The following is a 16,917-nucleotide window of genomic DNA, read 5'->3' on the forward strand; positions in this document are numbered from 1 at the left end:
CTCGGCCCCGATATGCATTGGGACCGAGCTTTTTCGTTGCGTAAGAGCTAGCTCTTGGGAGTGAACGCGGCCAGCGGTTCACTCTCGGACCAGTCATGGCCCCAGTAGCTGTCGGCCGTGATTTCCTCAGCGGTGTAGAAGGCTTCGTCGACAAGCATGCCTTCGCAACCGAACTCCAGATCCCATCCACCCGGTGCGCGCACGTAGAACGACACCATCTTGTCGTTCGTGTGGCGACCCAACGTCGAGGAGATCGAGAAGCCGAGCTTGGCAACACGATCGAGAGCCTGACCGACGGCGTCGAGAGTCTCGGCTTCCATCATCAGGTGCACGAGACCGGGCTCGTCAACCGGCGGCGCCGGGCACAACGCCAGGCTGTGGTGGCGCTGGTTGACACCCATGAAGCGAACGCGGCGAGCCGGCGGCGGCGCATCGATACCGCCGAGACGGATGGAACCGCGCGGGAGGAATCCGAGCACCTCGGTGTAGAAGGTGTATGCCTCGTCGAAACGCGTAACCGGAAGCACCACATGGCCGAGGCCCTGATCGCCGGTGACGAAACGGCCGCCGTGCGGGGTGACCAACGGGCTGTGGTCGAGTACCGGTCCGAAGAAGACCTCGACTCGGTTACCGTTGGGATCGTCGAATGCGATGACCTGCTCGGCATCGCGGTAGCTGGCGTCGACCTCGGAAAGAACCTCGACCTCGACTCCGGCCTTCTCCACTGCTTCACGAACACGCTGGAGCGCGAACTGATCTCGCACTTCCCAGCCCACTGCGAGAGCCTTGTCCGTCTCACCGGGCAGGACGATCAGTCGCGCACGACGCTCGTCCAGGCGCAAGTAGAGGCCGTCGGCTTCCGGGCCACTACCGACCGCGAGGCCGAGTCCGTCGACCACGAGCTCGCGCCAGCGAGCCACGTCCTGCGTTTGGATCCTGAGATACCCCAGGCCCCGAATTTCAGTCATGCCTAACCGTCCTTGCTTCGAAAGTATTTGTGGGACTAGATCATCGAGCGGTGGATACCCTGCGGTTCGCCGCCGAGCTGCGAGAGCGTCGACGCATGGAAAATGGAGCCAGGTACGTGGATCGCGTGCGCGAGACCGGCATGAGCATCACGCCAGAACCGCTGCATCGGCGTGTTCAACTGCAAAGCCCCACCACCGGAACGAGCAAAGATCTCGTCCACCGCACGCACCGCCCGCCACGCAGCAGCAGTCTGCGTACGGCGACCGATCGCACGAAGCTCGAACGAAACTTCCTGCCCCTTCTCCGTCATGTCCCAGAAACGATCCACCGTCTCCAAGATCGCAGCCCGAGAAGCAGCGATCTCGGCCGCCGCCTCACCGATCGCGAACAGCACGTACGGATCTTCCTTGATCGGAACACCACTGACCGTCACACGCTCACGCTGCGCCGCCATGTTGCACGCCAACGCACCCTCGGCGATACCGATCAACGACGAGGTGATCCCCAACGGGAAAATGCACGAGAACGGGAACTTGTACAACGTCTCCGTACGACCCGCTTCCTTCCACGCCGTCCCGTCGTACACCTTTCCGGCGTCGATCGTGCGGTAGGTGGGCAAGAACGCGTCCTTGACGATCAGATCCTTCGACCCCGTACCGCGCAGACCCACGACATTCCAGCTGTCCTGGTCGATGTCGTAATCCGAACGCGGCAACAACACGTGCAGGTGCTTCGGCGGCATCAACGGCTTGCCGGACTCGTCACCGACCATCGCACCGATCATGATCCAGTCACAATGATCGGTACCCGAGGAGAACGACCAGCGACCGTTGAGGATGTACCCACCCTCGACCGGCCTCGCCACACCCATCGGCGCATACGGTGACGCCATCCACGTATCAGGATCGGTTCCCCACACCTCTTCCTGAGCCTTGCGGTCGAAGAACGCAAGCTCCCACGGATGCACACCGACGATGCCGCTGACCCAGCCCGTGGCACCGTCCATCGCGCCGATAGCCATTGCCGTCTCGGCGAATTCACGCGGATGCGCCTCGAGGCCACCGAACTCCTTCGGCTGGAACATCCGGATGACGCCGGAGTCGCGCAAGCGCTTCGCGCTGCCGTCCGTCAAGCGCATCAGCTTGTCACCCTCGACTCCGTCAGCGCGGATCTCGTCGGCGAACTGTGAGATGTTGTCCAGAACCTGACCCATGATTTTTCCGGCTTTCTGGTTTCGCTACCCGGCGAGTGCCTGGGCAGAATGAAAATCTGTTGGTGAAACGGTGGCAGGTAGCCCACCGAAGTGCAGAAACGCTTCCCGGTGAGTGGGAGCACCCCTGTGCGCCTTTTTGGTAGTGGGGGCTACCAAAAAGGCGCACCGTCCTTACTTGCCTTCTGGACGCGTCAGAAATGCCAGAACGGACGCGACCCAGGCGTCGCGAGCTTCGATCATCGTCCAGTGTCCGCAGTTGGGGAAGATGTGAACTTCGCCGTTGGGGATGTCGCGCATCGGCAGAATCGCCATGTCCACGGGGCTGACGCGGTCATCGCGTCCCCAGGTCAACAGCGTCGGCGCCTTGATCTTGTTCAGCTGCGCCCAGTACGGCACGGCGGTCGACGCAGCGGCAGCCGCGCCCATGGCGGCCATGGCCTTGCTGCTGTACATACGACGGGCGATCTCGAGCGTCGTCGGCTCGGTGGCCAGGGCCCAACGCTCTTCGATGAGCTGCTCGGTGACGACGGCGCGGTCGAAGACCATCGAATGCAACCAGCGGACCAGGGCTTCGCGGGTGGGGTTGTCGGTGAACTCCATGAGAAGTTTGATGCCTTCACCGGGCCCCGGCGAGAAGGTGTTCTTTCCCATGCCGCCGATGGTGACGAGCTTGCTCACCCGGTGCGGCTCGTCGATCGCGACCTTGGTGGCGACGATGCCGCCCATGGAGTTACCGATCATGTGGACCGGGCCGAGGCCGAGGCCGTCGAGGAACATCCCGACCGACGCCTGCGCCATCATCATCGGATGGTCGGGGCCGGGATCGCTGACGCCGAATCCGGGAAACTCGAGAACGTAGCAGTGGAAGTGCTCCGCGAAGTCCGCGAGAACGCCGCGGTAGTTACGCCAACCGGTGACGCCGGGGCCCGATCCGTGCAGCAGCAGGAGCGGCGGGCCGTCGCCGGCTTCGTGGTACCGGAGCACACCGAGATCGGTCTGCAGTTCCTTCAGAGTTCCCTCGTAGCTCAGTTCAGTCGTCATGGTCCGAACGGTGCCATCAGTACCGCTGAGCTGCTATGACTCGTCCCGATCAGCGAGACAAGTCGATCAAAATACGTCAGATCCAGTGGTCGGACGACGCTGCCAGCAGGCGATCCATCGTCTCCGCCGAGAACGTATTGGTCGGAACGGGAGGCGTTTTGCGGCCGCGGCGAGGAGCACCCAGTTCGGGGTACAGCGTCCGCGAGACCTCGCGAGCCGCGTCGACGACCAGCGGAGCAACTCGCTCGAGCTGAGCGGTCCGCATGTCACCACACAACGCGATGCTGCCGACGGGACCCTCGTGTCCGCGAATTGCCGAAGCCACACAAGCGACTCCACGCGCCGACTCCCCGCGTTCGAAGGCCAGTCCCCGACGCTGACGGATGCGGTTCAGTTCCTGGTGGAGCACAGCGACGTCGGTGATCGTGTTCTCGGTACAGCGGGGAAGAGAAGACCCGAACAGAGCGTCGACGCGCTCGGGGTCGATCCACGCCAGCATCGCCTTGCCACCAGCCGTCGAATGAGCGAGCACTCTGCCGCCGACGCGGGACGGGAGCGCCGCGGCGAATCGTCCGCCGACCTTGTCGAGATAGACGCTCTCGCGTCCGTCGAGCACCGATAGGTGAACGACCATGCCGGTCTGCAGGTGCAGTTCGTGCAGAAGCGGTGCAGCGGCTTCGCGGATCTGGCTGTGGCCGCCGTCGCCACCACCGAGGCCGAGCGCGCGACGCCCGAGGCAGTAGCCGAACGATGCGTGATCGACCCAGTCCAGCTTGACCAGCTGATCGAGAATGCGGTGGACCGTGGAGCGCGGCAACTGAGTACGGCACGCGACCTCTTCCAGCGTCAGCCGCGCGGCGCGGCCGTCGAAGGCGTCGAGAATCAGTGTCATCCGCTCGACCATCGACGGCGGCAGATCCTTCTTGGGTTGCCCACCGACAGTCTGGACGGTGGACAGTGTGTCGTTCATGTCAACAATGGTCATGGACGCCTCCCGAAAACTGGAATTGATTCTACCGACTATAACCCAGGTCACAGTTTCTGGAAAGTGAATCGATCTTTTCGATCCCGATCAGCGGTAATTCACCTGCCGCTGGGCGAGTGGGGACGCTATAAACGCCCGATGCACCTGGGAATCGTCACGCCGGTCCTGATTCAGCACCCGAGCACGCGCTCGGAGTGGGAGGCAAGTGCTGACATCGGCGAGATCGCCACAGTGGCCGCCACGGCGGATCGACTCGGTTTCCATCATCTGACCTGCAGTGAACATGTGGCGGTCCCCGAGGAGATTGCCGCCGAGCGCGGCGGAACCTACTGGGATCCGCTCGCCACCCTTGGTTTTCTCGCCGCACGCACATCACGAATCCTGCTGGCGACCCAGGTGCTGGTGTTGGGCTACCACCACCCCCTCGAGATCGCCAAGCGTTACGGAACGCTTGATCGCGTCAGCAATGGACGCCTGATACTCGGCCTCGGGGTGGGGACTCTGAAACAAGAATTCGATCTCATAAATGCTCCATTTGCCGACCGAGGAGCGCGCGCTGACGATGCCTTGGCCGCACTTCGGGCATCACTGTCGACGCCGACTCCGGAGTATCACGGCGAGTTCTACGACTACTCCGGATTTGTCGTCGAACCCCACGCCGTCCAGAAACGGGTGCCGCTGTGGATCGGCGGCCGGACCAAGAGATCGCTGCGCCGGGCCACCACACACGGCGACGGGTGGGTGCCGTTCGGGCTGCGATTCTCCGAACTGAAGGAAATGCTCGATGCCACGACGCTCCCCGACGGATTCGACGTGGTGCTTCCCGCCGGTGCGCCGCTCGATCCTCTCGGCAATCGCGAATCCACCCTTCGCGCCTTGACTCGCGTCCTCGACGCCGGGGCGACCATCGCCAGCTGCTCGGTCGGCGCTCGAAGCGTCGAGCACTACTGCGAACAACTCGAAGAACTTCACCGAATCGCCCTCACCGAGGGCTTCTCTTTCACCACTTCCTGATTCCCCGACAATCCAATGCAAAGGACGTACCGATGACCGACTCGACCGCCCTGATCGAATCCCTGCTCGCCCGAGTGGAATTGCTCGAGGACAAGCTCGCGATCACCGAACTGCTGACCACATACAGCCCTGCCGTCGACAGCGGATCAGCCGACGAGGTCGCGAACCTGTGGCTCGAGGACGGCGTCTACGACGTCGATACCGGTGCGATGCACGGCCGCGGCGAACTGCGCGCGATGGTTCACAGCGCCTCACACCAGAACTGGATCATGAACGGCGCGGCCCACATGATGACACCCGCGCACATCCGCATCGACGGCAACAAGGCCGTCGCGACCTGCCATTCACAGTTGGTCATCAAAGATCCCGAGAACCCGACGGGATTCAAGGTCCTCCGCATCACCGCGAACCGTTGGGAACTGATCAAGACGGACGGCGAGTGGAAGGTCGAGCTGCGTACCAACGCCCTCCTCGACGGCCGACCCGAGGCCCGCGCTCTCCTGGCTGCCGGCGTGACGGCCTAACCGGCCTGTGCGCGGTTAGGGACCCTCTGCGGTCGTTAACCGCGCACAGCTGTTGAAAGTTCGGCTCCCCGAACTCTATAGTTCACTTATTCGAACCAACAGGTCCGAGTACGTGTGACCAGGAGACCGATGAGCACCAGTACGCAAGAGCCGACGACTCCGCGCCGACGACCCACGGGGAGATCCATCGCCCTGCTCGGTCCGGCGTTCGTCGCGGCAATCGCGTACGTCGATCCGGGCAACGTCGCCGCCAACCTCACCGCCGGCGCCAAGTACGGCTACCTCCTCATCTGGGTACTCGTACTCGCCAACGCGATGGCCGTCCTCGTGCAGTATCTGTCCGCGAAACTCGGTCTCGTCTCCGGCAGATCCCTGCCCGAAATGCTGGGTCAGCGCCTGCGTAAGAACAACCGTCGCGCCTTCTGGCTCCAGGCCGAGATGATGGCGATCGCGACCGACGTCGCCGAAGTCATCGGCGGCGCCATCGCACTCAACCTGCTCTTCAACATCCCGCTCTTCCTCGGCGGACTGATCACCGGATGCGTGTCGATGGTCATCCTGACGATCCAAAGTCGGCGCGGACAGCGCACTTTCGAGTTCGTGGTCATGGGATTGCTGGCCATCATCACCATCGGCTTCCTGACCGGGCTCGCCTTCACCGACGTCTCCGGCAGCGAGGCCGTCGCCGGACTGGTCCCCCGCTTCGAAGGAACCGAGACCGTACTGCTCGCCGCCAGCATGCTCGGAGCAACGGTCATGCCGCACGCGATCTACCTTCACTCCGCATTGGCACGTGATCGCCACGGCCACATCAAACCCGGCCCACGGTTGCAGCGACTACTCAAAGTCACCCGTTGGGATGTCGTCGTCGCGTTGATCATCGCCGGTGGCGTGAACATCGGCATGCTGCTTCTGGCCGCTTCGGCGCTGCGCGGAGTACCCGGCACCGACACCATCGACGGCGCGCATGCCGCGATCGAGAATTCGCTCGGCCCGGGCGTAGCCGTGGTGTTCGCGATCGGCCTCCTCGCCTCCGGACTCGCGTCGACCTCCGTGGGATGCGCGGCCGGCGCCGAGATCATGCATGGTCTTCTGGCCATTCGGATTCCGGTGATCACACGCCGGATCGTCACGCTCGTCCCGGCGCTGATCGTGCTCGGACTCGGCGTCGACCCGACGCTGGCGCTCGTGCTCAGCCAAGTGGTCTTGAGCCTGTGCATCCCCTTCGCGATCATCCCACTGGTGCGAATGACCTCGGACCCCGAACTCATGGGCGACGCTCGCAATGCCCCGCTCACGACCGTCGCGGCGTGGATTGCGGCGGGCTTGATCGTTGCACTCAACGTCGCTCTGCTGGTTCTGACGGTGACAGGCTAGAGCACCGGAGCCGCCCAACGCGTCCCTCACAAACGCGCTGGACGGCTCCGGCCGGACTAGGAGACTTGCTCGGCGAGAGTGGCCTTGGCCCAGCGATAGTCGGCCTTTCCGCTGGGAGAACGCCTGATCGACGGAACGTTCATGACGGTGCGCGGCACTTTGTACCGAGCGACCTGCGACGCGCAATGCTCACCGATCTCGGCAGCGTCCGGGACGTCGAAGCCTTCGCGGGTCGTGATGACCGCAGCGACGCGCTCACCGAACTTCGCATCCGGAATTCCCGCGACCAAAGCGTCGAGCACCGCCGGGTGACTCTTGAGCGCCTGCTCGACCTCTTCCGGATACACCTTCTCCCCGCCGGTGTTGATGCACTGAGAACCACGCCCCAGCAGGACGATCGAGCCGTCGGCTTCCACGCGCCCGACGTCGCCGAGCACCGACATCCGCACCCCGTCGATCACCGGGAACGTAGCCGCGGTCTTGACCGGATCATTGAAGTAGCCGACCGGCACGTGCCCGCTGCGAGCGATGTAGCCGGTCTCGGGCGATCCCGGCTCCAGCGGCCGCATCCTTTCGTCCACGACGCGGGTCTCGTCGCGAGCGGCGATGCGCATCAGGCCGTCTTCGCCGATCTCCAGATTGCCGTCGACGCCCGACTCCGAGGAGCCGAATCCGTCGCGGATCACCAGGTTCGGAAGCATCGACTTGAGCTGCTCCCGCAGTGAGAGCGAGAACAAGGCTCCACCCGACGAGACCATTCCGACCGTGCTGAGGTCGTAATCTGCTGCGTTTGCTGCCAATTCGTCTGCGAGCGGACGTGCCATCGCGTCTCCGACGACGGTGATGGAGACGGCCTTCTCACTTCCGGCGAGCTGCAGGGTCGTCTTCGCGTCGAACCGCGCCATGAGAATTGCGTTGGCGCCCATGAAGAATCCGGTGAACAGCGAGTACGACGCCGCACCGTGCATCAGGGGTGCGGTACTGAGCATGTTCATCGCGGGGACGTTCGGCACCGCGGCGAACAGAGCCTCAGCGGTCGTGTGCGGCGGACCGAACGGATTTCCGCCGGTGAGCGCCGCGAAGTAGAAGTCTTCATGACGCCACATGACGCCCTTGGGCATCCCCGTCGTGCCGCCGGTGTAGATGACGAAGAGGTCGTCGTTGCTGCGGGGCGCGAAGTCACGAGTAGCGGGCTGCTCCGCGGCGGCGTCGGCGTATCCAACGACGTCGACACCTTCGATGTCGCGGACCACGGACTTGCCGACGACAACGACGTGTTTGATGCCGGGTGCGGCCGGGAGAACCGTCTCCACCACCGGAGCGAACTCCTCGTCCACGATCAGAGCTACCGACTGCGAATCGTTGTACAGGTAGGTCAGTTCGGCGTCGACGTAGCGATAGTTGACGTTGATCGGGACCGCGCGAATCTTGAGGCACCCGAGCAAACTCTCGACGAACTCGATGCTGTTGCGCATGTGCAGAGCAACGTGATCGCCGGGCCCGACACCGACACTCGCCAGGTGACGGGCGATGCGATTCGAGCCCTCGTCCAGTTCGACGTATGTGCGACGACGGCCATCGCACACGAGCGCCGTGCGGTCCGGAATCAGATCCGAGATGCCCTCGTACAGATCTGCCAAATTCAGTGACACTGCTGGTGCCTTCCTTGATGTCCGGCCCGGTGAATTCGGGGCCGACCGTACTGCGTTTTCGGTGAGAACTATCCGACCCTGGAGCCGACGAATGCGGCCGAGAACTGAGCGGATCGGTGGTGACGCAAACGCGTACGCGGTGGGATCGCCGCGTCGACCCAAGGTGACATGCAGCGCTCGTGACCCAGATCACCGCTCCCGCTGAGTGAGACTCCTCCTCAGTCGGCCAAACTTCTGTTCAAAACTAGAACTAATTCTGATTTCGCTCGAATGATTTTTTCGGAACGACTACCGAACTCTCGACTTCAAATTAGAATGAATACTAATTTTGCAAGACGTACCCGACCGCCCGGATCGAAGGAGCACGACATGACGCAATCACTGAGCTTGGAAGGCAAAGTTGCCGCCGTCACCGGCGCCGGCGCCGGCCTGGGTCGCGCCGAAGCACTCGGACTCGCGGCTGCCGGTGCAGCCGTCATCGTCAACGACATGGGTGCAGCGGCCAACGACGTGGTCGACGAGATCAAGGCCGCAGGTGGACAGGCACTCGCCATCACCGGCGACGTCTCCGACTGGTCGCTCGGCGGGCGCATCATCGAAGAGGCTGTCAAGAACTTCGGATCCTTCGACATCCTCGTCAACAATGCAGGCATCCTGCGCGACAAGATGATCTTCAACCTGACCGAATCCGATTGGGACGACGTCATCCGCGTGCACCTCAAGGGCCACGCGGCCACCTCGCACGCAGCCGCAGTCCACTGGCGCGCAGCCAGCAAGGCAGCCGACGCACCGGTCTACGGCCGCATCATCAACACCTCTTCCGAGGCCTTCCTCTTCGGCAGCGCCGGACAGCCCAACTACTCGGCAGCCAAGGCCGGCATCACCGCTCTGACGCTCTCGAGCGCAGCAGGTCTCTCCCGCTACGGCGTCCGCACCAACGCGATCTGCCCTCGTGCCCGCACCGCCATGACGGCAGAAGCCTTCGGCGAGAACAACACCGGCGTCGTCGGCCTCGATCCGCTTGCACCCGAGCGCGTCGCGACCCTGGTCAGCTACCTCGCATCCCCGGATTCCGACGAGATCAACGGACAGGTCTTCGTCGTCTACGGCAAGATGGTGGCGTTGATGGAAGCACCCAAGGTCGAGAACCGTTTCGACGCAGCCGGATCCGCGTTCACCGTCGAAGAACTCGGTGGCCAGCTCTCGTCTTACTTCTCCGGCCGTGGGCCGTACGAGACCTACGCCGCCTACAGCATCGCCGGCCTCGAAAAGATTGCACTTGCAGTCGACGAGACCGCAACAGTTTGAGCAGCACTTACAAAGAGGAGCGTTTCATGAGGTTGAACGGCAAGGTAGCGATCGTCACCGGCGGCGCCGGTGGAATCGGTCGTGCCATCACCCGAGTCTTCGCCCGTGAAGGCGCGAAGGTCCTGTTCGTCGACATCAACGACGAGCAGGGCCAGGCCCTCGAACAAGAACTGGCCGGCTCCGGCAAGTTCCTGAACGTCGACCTTGCTGCCGCCGGTTCGGCCGAGCAGATCCGTGACGCCGCGCTCGAGGCTTTCGGCAAGCTCGACATCCTGGTGAACAACGCTCACGCGTCCCGTCAGGCTCCGTTGCTCGAAACCACGCAGGACATGTTCGACCTGTCCTTCAACACCGGTTTCTACCCCGTTGTCCACCTCATGCAGGCGTGCCACGACGAACTCGCGAAGACCAAGGGTTCGGTCGTCAACTTCGCGTCGGGTTCAGGTTTGGACGGAATGCCGACCCAGACGTCCTACGCTGCGGCCAAGGAAGCTGTGCGAGGCCTGACGCGCGTCGTCGCCAACGAGTGGGCGCCGGAAGGCATTCGGGTCAACGTGGTCTGCCCGTTCGCCGCCACCGAAGGCGTCGTCAAGTGGCAGGAAGCCTTCCCTGAGCGCGCAGCCGCATCGGTTGCCAAGGTGCCTCTCGGACGCATCGGTGATCCCGAAACTGATATCGCTCCCGTCGTGGTGTTCCTGGCGAGCGACGATTCCAAGTATATGACTGGACAGACGTTGATGGCCGACGGCGGCAGCATCAAATTGCGATGAGCGAAATACTTCTCGGTGGGCTCAGCTCACCGAGAAGAGTTTCGCAGCGTTGTCGTGCACGACGGCTCGCAGCCATTCGTCTCCGAGATCGAAGCGCGTAACCGCTTGCAAGGCTGTGAGATACGGGTACGGAATGTTCGGGAAGTCGCTACCGAACAGAATCCGGTCCTGCATGTCGACGAGCCGTGATACGTCCGCCTTCGGGAAGGCACACTGCTCTTCCGTGAAGTCGGTGAACGCCATGGTCGTATCCAGGCGGACATTACCGTAAGCCTCTGCCAGATCGAGGAATTCGCTGTACTCGGGCATCCCCATGTGGGCGACGATCAACGACAGGCGCGGGTACCGTGCGAGCAGCGAAGCAATGCGATCAGGTCCCGTGTACTCCCCCGGCGCCGGTCCCGATCCACAATGGATCACGATGGGCGTCTCGGAGTCCTCGAGCTGACCCCAGACCTTGTCGAGCAGAGGGTCGTTCGGGTCGTAGTTTCCGACCTGGATGTGGGACTTGAAGATTCGCGCGCCCGAATCCAGGGCCTTTCCGACGTACGACGCCGCCGACTCCTCGGGATAGAACGTGGCCGTGTGCAGGCAATCGGGCGTTTGCGCGGCAAATTCGACGGCCCACTGATTGAGCCACTCGGCCATCGCGTGCTTGTGCGGGTAGATCATCGACGTGAAAGCCCGGACACCGAACTCGCGGAGACGGTGTACCCGCTCCTCCTCGGCAAGTCGGTAGGCGATGGGCCAAGGACGACCGATCATCGGTCCCGCCGAATCGAAGTAACCCCACACCTTGTCCATGACGCTCTTCGGCATGAAATGGGTGTGGACGTCGATCACGCCAGGAACACCCAACTCGCGCCAAAAAGCCCGAACCTCGGCGATCTCCTCCGGTCCGGTCGATGGGACCTCTTCGGTACACACGTCTGACACCCCTTTCGTTCGCTCGACCATACCGAGTGCCGTCGCGCTCACCGGGACAGGTCGTTGACGGCCCGCCCGGAGCACCCGAATGTGAACCCATCTTGCCGATCACCGTTGGAGGTTGAATGTCTCAGGCCGAGTCCGAAGCGGGGTCGATCAGTGCCGTCGAGGAACTGCTCGCAATCGAGGAAATCAAGCGTGTGTTCGCCGCGCGCCTACGCTGCATGGACACCAAGCAGTGGCACGTCTACCCAACCCTGCACACCGCAGACGTCGTCAGCGAGACGTGGGGCGGACTCCCGACAGACAAGCAACCCAAGACCGGCGACACCTCGAACCAGGTAGTGGGCATCGACAAACTCACCGCGGCAATTCGGAACATGCTCGACGGCGACATCCCCCTCACCACGGCGCACCACGCACACACTCCCGAAATCGTGCTGACCTCGCCCACCACCGCAACCGGCATCTGGGCGATGGAGGACATGCTGTGGTGGAACGACGGTGAGAAAGAACTGCACCTACACGGCTACGGCCACTACCACGAGAAATACCGCAAAGAAGACGGCAAGTGGCTGATCAGCTACCGAACCCTCACCCGGCTCCGTGTCGACCAGGACCCCGGATTCTTCCGATTCATGAAAGCGCTGTGACGAAGTGACCAACCCGCTGTTCCAACCGCTCCGCATCCGTTCGCTCGAACTGTCCAACCGCATAGTCATGTCGCCGATGACGCGCACGTACTCCATCGAAGGTGTGCCCGGCCGCGACGTTGCCGACTACTACCGCCGACGAGCTGAGGGCGGCACCGGACTGATCGTCACCGAAGGCGTCGCGATCGATCACGAGACTGCTGTCGACCACGCCAACGTCCCCAACCTCCACACTCCCGCTGCTCAGGCCGGATGGCGGAAGGTAGTCGACGACGTGCACGCTGCGGGCGGCAAGATCGTGCCTCAACTCTGGCACGTCGGACCTCTGTGGGGCGCGATGACGCAGATGGACCCCTCACTCAAGCCGATGCGCCCCTCAGGCGAATGGGGCCCGCTCGGCGTCACCTCGTACTCCGCTGCCTACGTCGAACGCGCACAGGCGAGCACCGAAGCGATGACCGAGCAGGACATACAGGACGTCATCGACGCGTACGTCCGTAGCGCGAAGCACGCCGTCGAACTCGGCTTCGACGGCATCGCGATCCACGGCGGTCACGGCTACCTCCTCGATTCCTTCTTCTGGGAGGGCACCAACCAGCGCGACGACGCGTGGGGAGGCGACCTGGAGCGTCGTACCAGGTTCCCGGCCGCCGTCGTCGCCGCGATCCGCGCGGCCATCGGACCGGATCTGCCGATCATCTACCGTTTCTCACAGCACAAGCAGCAAGATTTCACCGCGAAGATCGCCGAAACCCCCGAAGAGTTGGGCGTCATCCTGGGCGCGCTGGTCGACGCCGGAGTCGACGTTCTCGACGCCAGCATCAGGCGTTTCGACGTGCCGGCCTTCGAAGGCAGCGATCTCTCGTTGGCGGGTTGGGCGAAGAAGCTGACCGGCGCCGTCACGATGGCCGTCGGCAGCGTCGGTATCGGAAAGTCGCTGCGGGACAGCCGCATCGAAGGCGTCGCACCTGTAGTCGACAACATCCCACAGCTCGAGGAGCGCATCGGCAGCGGAGAGTTCGATCTGATCGCGATCGGCCGTCTCCATCTCGCCGATCCTGCATTGGCAACTACCCTGCGCGCCGGTGGCCCGCTACCGGCGTTCGATCGAGCGGTGCATGAGGGCAGCTTGATCTAGGGGCTCCGCCCCTGTGCGCCTTTCCGGTAGTTCGCACTACCAAAAAGGCGCACAGGGCCGAAGGCCTTTATGTTCGACCCATGACTACTTTCAACGCCTGGGTCGCCCGCGACAGCGACGGCACCATCGACTTCGCCCCCGAAACCGTCGACGCATCCTTCCTCCCGGCAGGTGAGGTCACCATTCGCGTCGAGTACTCGAGCGTCAACTACAAGGACGCGCTCGCGGTCACGCCGAAAGGCGGGGTGGTTCGCGAGTACCCGATCGTCCCCGGCATCGACGTCGCCGGCGAGGTCATTGCCTCCGAGTCCGACGCATTCGCCCCGGGAGACAAGGTCGTCGCACATGGCTACGAGATCGGGACCGCCCGCAACGGCGGCTACGCCGAGATCGCCCGTTTGCCTGCCGAGTGGGTCGTGAAGCTCGACGGCATTTCCACTGCCGACGCTGCCGCGATCGGCACGGCAGGATTCACCGCAGCCATGAGCGTCCAAGCCATTCTGGCCAGCGGAGTGAAGCCAGCCGACGGTCCCGTCCTGGTGACGGGTGCGAGCGGCGGAGTCGGCACCGTCAGCGTCGACCTTCTGGCAAGCGCAGGCTTCGACGTGGTCGCCTCCAGCGGTAAGCCAGGCGCGGCAGACCTTCTGACGTCACTCGGTGCGTCTTCGGTGATCGGCCGGCTCCCCGAAGATCCCGACGCCAAGCCTCGCCCGCTCGGAAAATCTCAGTGGGCGGCGGCCGTCGACTGCGTCGGTGGAAAGACCCTCGCTCACGTTCTGAGCACGGTCAACTACGGCGGTGTTGTGGCCGCCAGCGGATTGACCGGCGGCGCCGCGCTGCCTACGACCGTGCTGCCGTTCATTCTCCGCGGAGTCTCACTGCTGGGCATGGACTCGGTATTGATGCCGATCGAACCCCGTCGCGCGCTGTGGGCCCGTCTGGGCTCCGACTTGGCCCCACGTCATCTGAAGGAGATCACGAACCTCGTTGCCGTCCGCGACGTCGTCTCGGTGATCGATCAGGTACGCGAAGGCAAGTACACCGGCCGGGCACTGGTTCAGGTTGCCGACGGGTTCTGAACCGCTCAGAAAAGTGTGAACAAATCTTCCGGTTCTTCGGCCGTCGTGGACTTCTCCTTGTAAGGGGAGTTCACGGCGGTCGGTTCCTTCTTCACCGGGGCAGCAAGCGGGACCGATGCGATGTCCCCCGAGACGATGGCGCGTGCGGCTTCGCCGGCCAGCTTGTCTGCCATTTCGTTGTAGTGGTTGCCGACGTGCCCGCGCACCCAGCGAAAGCGCACCGGTCCGACACGATCGGTGATGGCTCGATCGATACTCTGCACCAGATCGAGGTTCTTGACCGCCCCGCCGCTCGCGGTCTTCCAGCCCTTGCGCTTCCAACTCGGCAGCCATTCCGACGCGCACTTGATGGCGTACTGCGAGTCGGATTCGATGAGCAGAGGATCAGCACCGGGATGGGCGACGACGGCCTCGAAGAGCGCACGCAACTCGGCAATCTGATTGGTACCGGACGCTTCTCCGCCGGACATGCTCGGACCCTCGTGATTGACCCACGCCCAGCCGATAGCCCCACCGGGGTTTCGCAGACAGGATCCGTCGGTGCTCACGATGATCATGGCTCGGACAATACGTTGCGCCACCGACACACGCCTTAACGGAGGATGGACGGTGGCGATACGCTGACCTCGATGACGCCGCTATCTCCGGTCGACGAAGTCACGGTGACTTCTCAGCGACCACTCGATGCCGCGCTGACGCTCAGCCCGCATCAGCGCGGACCCGGCGACCCCGCACATCGACGGTCAGCCGACGGAGCGATCTGGCGAGTTTCCCGCCAACTTTCGGGTCCTGTGACCTACCGCATCACCCAGTCGGATCGCCATACGGTCCGGGTACAGGCCTGGGGTCCCGGCGCCACGGAATTCCTGACCGGCGCCGAAGCGCTGCTCGGTCTCGACGACGAGGCCGAAGATTTTGCCCCCGAACATCCCAAGCTCGCCGAAGCTCATCGACGCTTCCCTCATCTGCGCATCGGCCGCACCGGCCGCGTCATGGAAGCTCTCGTTCCCGCGATCCTCGAGCAACGAGTCCACGGCATCGACGCATTTGCCGCGTGGCGCCGCCTGCTGACCAAGTTCGGGGAGCGCCCACCCGGCCCCGCGCCCGACGGAATGCGAGTTCCACTCACCGCGGACCAATGGCGTCGAATGCCGTCATGGGAATTCCATCGCGCGAACGTCGATCCAGCGAGGTCCAAGACGATCGTTCAGTGCGCTCGCGTCGCCGACCGCCTCGAGCAGGCATCCACGTTCCCCAGGACCGAGGCGACCAAACGGTTGCGAGCGGTACCCGGCGTCGGGATCTGGACTGCCGCCGAAGTGGCTCAGCGTGCATTCGGCGATTCAGATGCACTCTCGGTCGGCGACTACCACCTCGCTGCCGTCGTCGGGTGGTCACTGCTGGGTGAACCGATCGACGACGCCGAGATGGTGCAGTACCTCGCTCCCCTTCAACCGCATCGATACCGCGCCGTGAGGCTCCTGCAGGTCAGCGGGCAAGCCGTCAAACCCAAGTTCGGTCCGCGAACTGCCGTTGCCGACCACCGTTGGCACTGAGCATCAGGAGTTGGAAAATGTCGACCCGATACGCACACATCGCCTTCTCCCCCGCTGCGGTGGAGCGTCAGCGGTCGACCGGAAGTTTCACCGTGTACGGTTCGAAACTCGATCAGCCCGACGAAGGCCCGATGGAATTCGATTTCCGCGCGCAGGGATTCGTGAAATCCGTGGATTCCTTCTTCATGTCCACGGTGACGCCCGACGGTTGGCCGTACGTCCAACATCGCGGCGGCCCGCGCGGATTCCTGCATGTGTTGGGCCCGAATCGAATCGGATTCGCCGATCTCCCCGGCAATCAGCAATTCGTGACGCTCGGCAATCTGGAAGAGAACAATCGCATCTCGCTGTTCGTCATCGATTACCCGACGCGAACGAGATTGAAGATCTACGGGCGTGCGCAGGTGATCGAAGCGGACGAGGACCCTGCACTACTGCAACAGCTCTTGCAAGTCCCCGGCGGCACCATGACGGCAAAAGCCCAGCGTTCCATCGTCATCGACGTCGAAGCGTTCGACTGGAACTGCAGTCGAAACATCACGCCACGCTTCGACAAGGAGCGCATGGACGAATCCCTCGCTCTGGCACGCCAACCCCTGCAAGCCGAGGTAGATCGGCTTACTGCCGAGGTCGAAGAATTGCGTGCGCGGTTGTCGAAAAACGAATGAGACTAGGCGGTTTCAGGGCACTCGGAGTCGGGTAGCCACCAAA

Annotated in this window: 17 protein-coding genes; 10 read left to right on the top strand and 7 right to left on the bottom strand. The window is 63.4% G+C overall.

Annotation, left to right across the window (positions count from 1 at the left end; translation table 11 throughout):
- Nucleotides 1–47: 47 nt before the first annotated feature.
- The 4 genes from bphC to RA302_RS25115 all read right to left on the bottom strand — a co-directional run bounded on the left by bphC (nt 48) and on the right by RA302_RS25115 (nt 4,208).
- Nucleotides 48–968 carry a biphenyl-2,3-diol 1,2-dioxygenase gene (gene bphC, locus RA302_RS25100; protein WP_003940493.1) on the bottom strand — a complete coding sequence of 307 codons (921 nt, stop codon included), beginning with the start codon at nt 966–968 and terminating at the stop codon, nt 48–50.
- Between the two features lie 35 nt (nt 969–1,003).
- Nucleotides 1,004–2,182, bottom strand: coding sequence for an acyl-CoA dehydrogenase family protein (locus RA302_RS25105; RefSeq protein ID WP_003940250.1), 1,179 nt, complete (start codon nt 2,180–2,182; stop codon nt 1,004–1,006).
- 171 nt (nt 2,183–2,353) lie between these two features.
- Nucleotides 2,354–3,223 (bottom strand): alpha/beta fold hydrolase, encoded by an 870-nt coding sequence (locus RA302_RS25110; RefSeq protein WP_019745379.1) that lies wholly within the window; start codon nt 3,221–3,223, stop codon nt 2,354–2,356.
- A 76-nt stretch (nt 3,224–3,299) separates the two neighbouring features.
- The gene (locus RA302_RS25115) at nt 3,300–4,208 is read right to left on the bottom strand and encodes an IclR family transcriptional regulator (RefSeq protein ID WP_030537177.1); all 909 of its coding nucleotides are present in this window, start codon (nt 4,206–4,208) and stop codon (nt 3,300–3,302) included.
- A gap of 138 nt (nt 4,209–4,346) precedes the next feature.
- Between RA302_RS25115 and RA302_RS25120 the strand changes: the two genes are divergently transcribed.
- The 3 genes from RA302_RS25120 (at nt 4,347) to RA302_RS25130 (ending at nt 7,123) form a co-directional block, all read left to right on the top strand.
- Nucleotides 4,347–5,222 (top strand): TIGR03619 family F420-dependent LLM class oxidoreductase, encoded by an 876-nt coding sequence (locus tag RA302_RS25120; protein WP_030537178.1) that lies wholly within the window; start codon nt 4,347–4,349, stop codon nt 5,220–5,222.
- A 32-nt stretch (nt 5,223–5,254) separates the two neighbouring features.
- Nucleotides 5,255–5,746, top strand: coding sequence for a nuclear transport factor 2 family protein (locus RA302_RS25125; protein ID WP_003939809.1), 492 nt, complete (start codon nt 5,255–5,257; stop codon nt 5,744–5,746).
- Between the two features lie 129 nt (nt 5,747–5,875).
- The gene (locus tag RA302_RS25130) at nt 5,876–7,123 is read left to right on the top strand and encodes an Nramp family divalent metal transporter (protein ID WP_007729446.1); all 1,248 of its coding nucleotides are present in this window, start codon (nt 5,876–5,878) and stop codon (nt 7,121–7,123) included.
- Nucleotides 7,124–7,179: 56 nt separating this feature from the next.
- Here the strand turns inward: RA302_RS25130 and RA302_RS25135 are convergent, their stop codons facing one another.
- On the bottom strand, nt 7,180–8,775 hold the full coding sequence (locus RA302_RS25135) for an acyl-CoA synthetase (RefSeq protein WP_030537179.1): 1,596 nt from the start codon (nt 8,773–8,775) through the stop codon (nt 7,180–7,182).
- Nucleotides 8,776–9,144: 369 nt separating this feature from the next.
- Between RA302_RS25135 and RA302_RS25140 the strand changes: the two genes are divergently transcribed.
- Both RA302_RS25140 and RA302_RS25145 read left to right on the top strand, forming a co-directional pair.
- Entirely contained in the window at nt 9,145–10,083 is a 939-nt protein-coding gene (locus tag RA302_RS25140; RefSeq protein ID WP_007729451.1) for a 3-oxoacyl-ACP reductase, read from the top strand.
- 26 nt (nt 10,084–10,109) lie between these two features.
- On the top strand, nt 10,110–10,853 hold the full coding sequence (locus RA302_RS25145) for an SDR family oxidoreductase (RefSeq protein WP_030537180.1): 744 nt from the start codon (nt 10,110–10,112) through the stop codon (nt 10,851–10,853).
- 21 nt (nt 10,854–10,874) lie between these two features.
- Here the strand turns inward: RA302_RS25145 and RA302_RS25150 are convergent, their stop codons facing one another.
- On the bottom strand, nt 10,875–11,780 hold the full coding sequence (locus RA302_RS25150) for an amidohydrolase family protein (protein WP_172403435.1): 906 nt from the start codon (nt 11,778–11,780) through the stop codon (nt 10,875–10,877).
- 125 nt (nt 11,781–11,905) lie between these two features.
- Here RA302_RS25150 and RA302_RS25155 point away from each other — a divergent pair, with 125 nt between their 5' ends.
- The 3 genes from RA302_RS25155 (at nt 11,906) to RA302_RS25165 (ending at nt 14,650) form a co-directional block, all read left to right on the top strand.
- Nucleotides 11,906–12,433 (top strand): nuclear transport factor 2 family protein, encoded by a 528-nt coding sequence (locus RA302_RS25155; RefSeq protein WP_030537182.1) that lies wholly within the window; start codon nt 11,906–11,908, stop codon nt 12,431–12,433.
- A gap of 4 nt (nt 12,434–12,437) precedes the next feature.
- Nucleotides 12,438–13,571, top strand: a complete 1,134-nt coding sequence (locus RA302_RS25160; protein ID WP_003940612.1) for a 12-oxophytodienoate reductase — start codon at nt 12,438–12,440, stop codon at nt 13,569–13,571.
- An 80-nt stretch (nt 13,572–13,651) separates the two neighbouring features.
- Nucleotides 13,652–14,650, top strand: a complete 999-nt coding sequence (locus tag RA302_RS25165; RefSeq protein ID WP_030537183.1) for an acryloyl-CoA reductase — start codon at nt 13,652–13,654, stop codon at nt 14,648–14,650.
- A gap of 5 nt (nt 14,651–14,655) precedes the next feature.
- On the opposite strand, the gene RA302_RS25170 is transcribed toward RA302_RS25165, so the two are convergent.
- The gene (locus tag RA302_RS25170; protein WP_030537184.1) at nt 14,656–15,207 is read right to left on the bottom strand and encodes a ribonuclease H; all 552 of its coding nucleotides are present in this window, start codon (nt 15,205–15,207) and stop codon (nt 14,656–14,658) included.
- Between the two features lie 45 nt (nt 15,208–15,252).
- On the opposite strand from RA302_RS25170, the gene RA302_RS25175 reads away from it, so the two are divergent.
- Both RA302_RS25175 and RA302_RS25180 read left to right on the top strand, forming a co-directional pair.
- Entirely contained in the window at nt 15,253–16,206 is a 954-nt protein-coding gene (locus tag RA302_RS25175) for a DNA-3-methyladenine glycosylase (RefSeq protein ID WP_030537185.1), read from the top strand.
- 17 nt (nt 16,207–16,223) lie between these two features.
- On the top strand, nt 16,224–16,874 hold the full coding sequence (locus RA302_RS25180) for a pyridoxamine 5'-phosphate oxidase family protein (RefSeq protein WP_003940212.1): 651 nt from the start codon (nt 16,224–16,226) through the stop codon (nt 16,872–16,874).
- Nucleotides 16,875–16,917 lie beyond the last annotated feature (43 nt).

This window comes from Rhodococcus sp. DN22 (genome assembly GCF_036669995.1).
GTDB classification, from domain to species: Bacteria; Actinomycetota; Actinomycetes; order Mycobacteriales; family Mycobacteriaceae; genus Rhodococcus_F; species Rhodococcus_F erythropolis.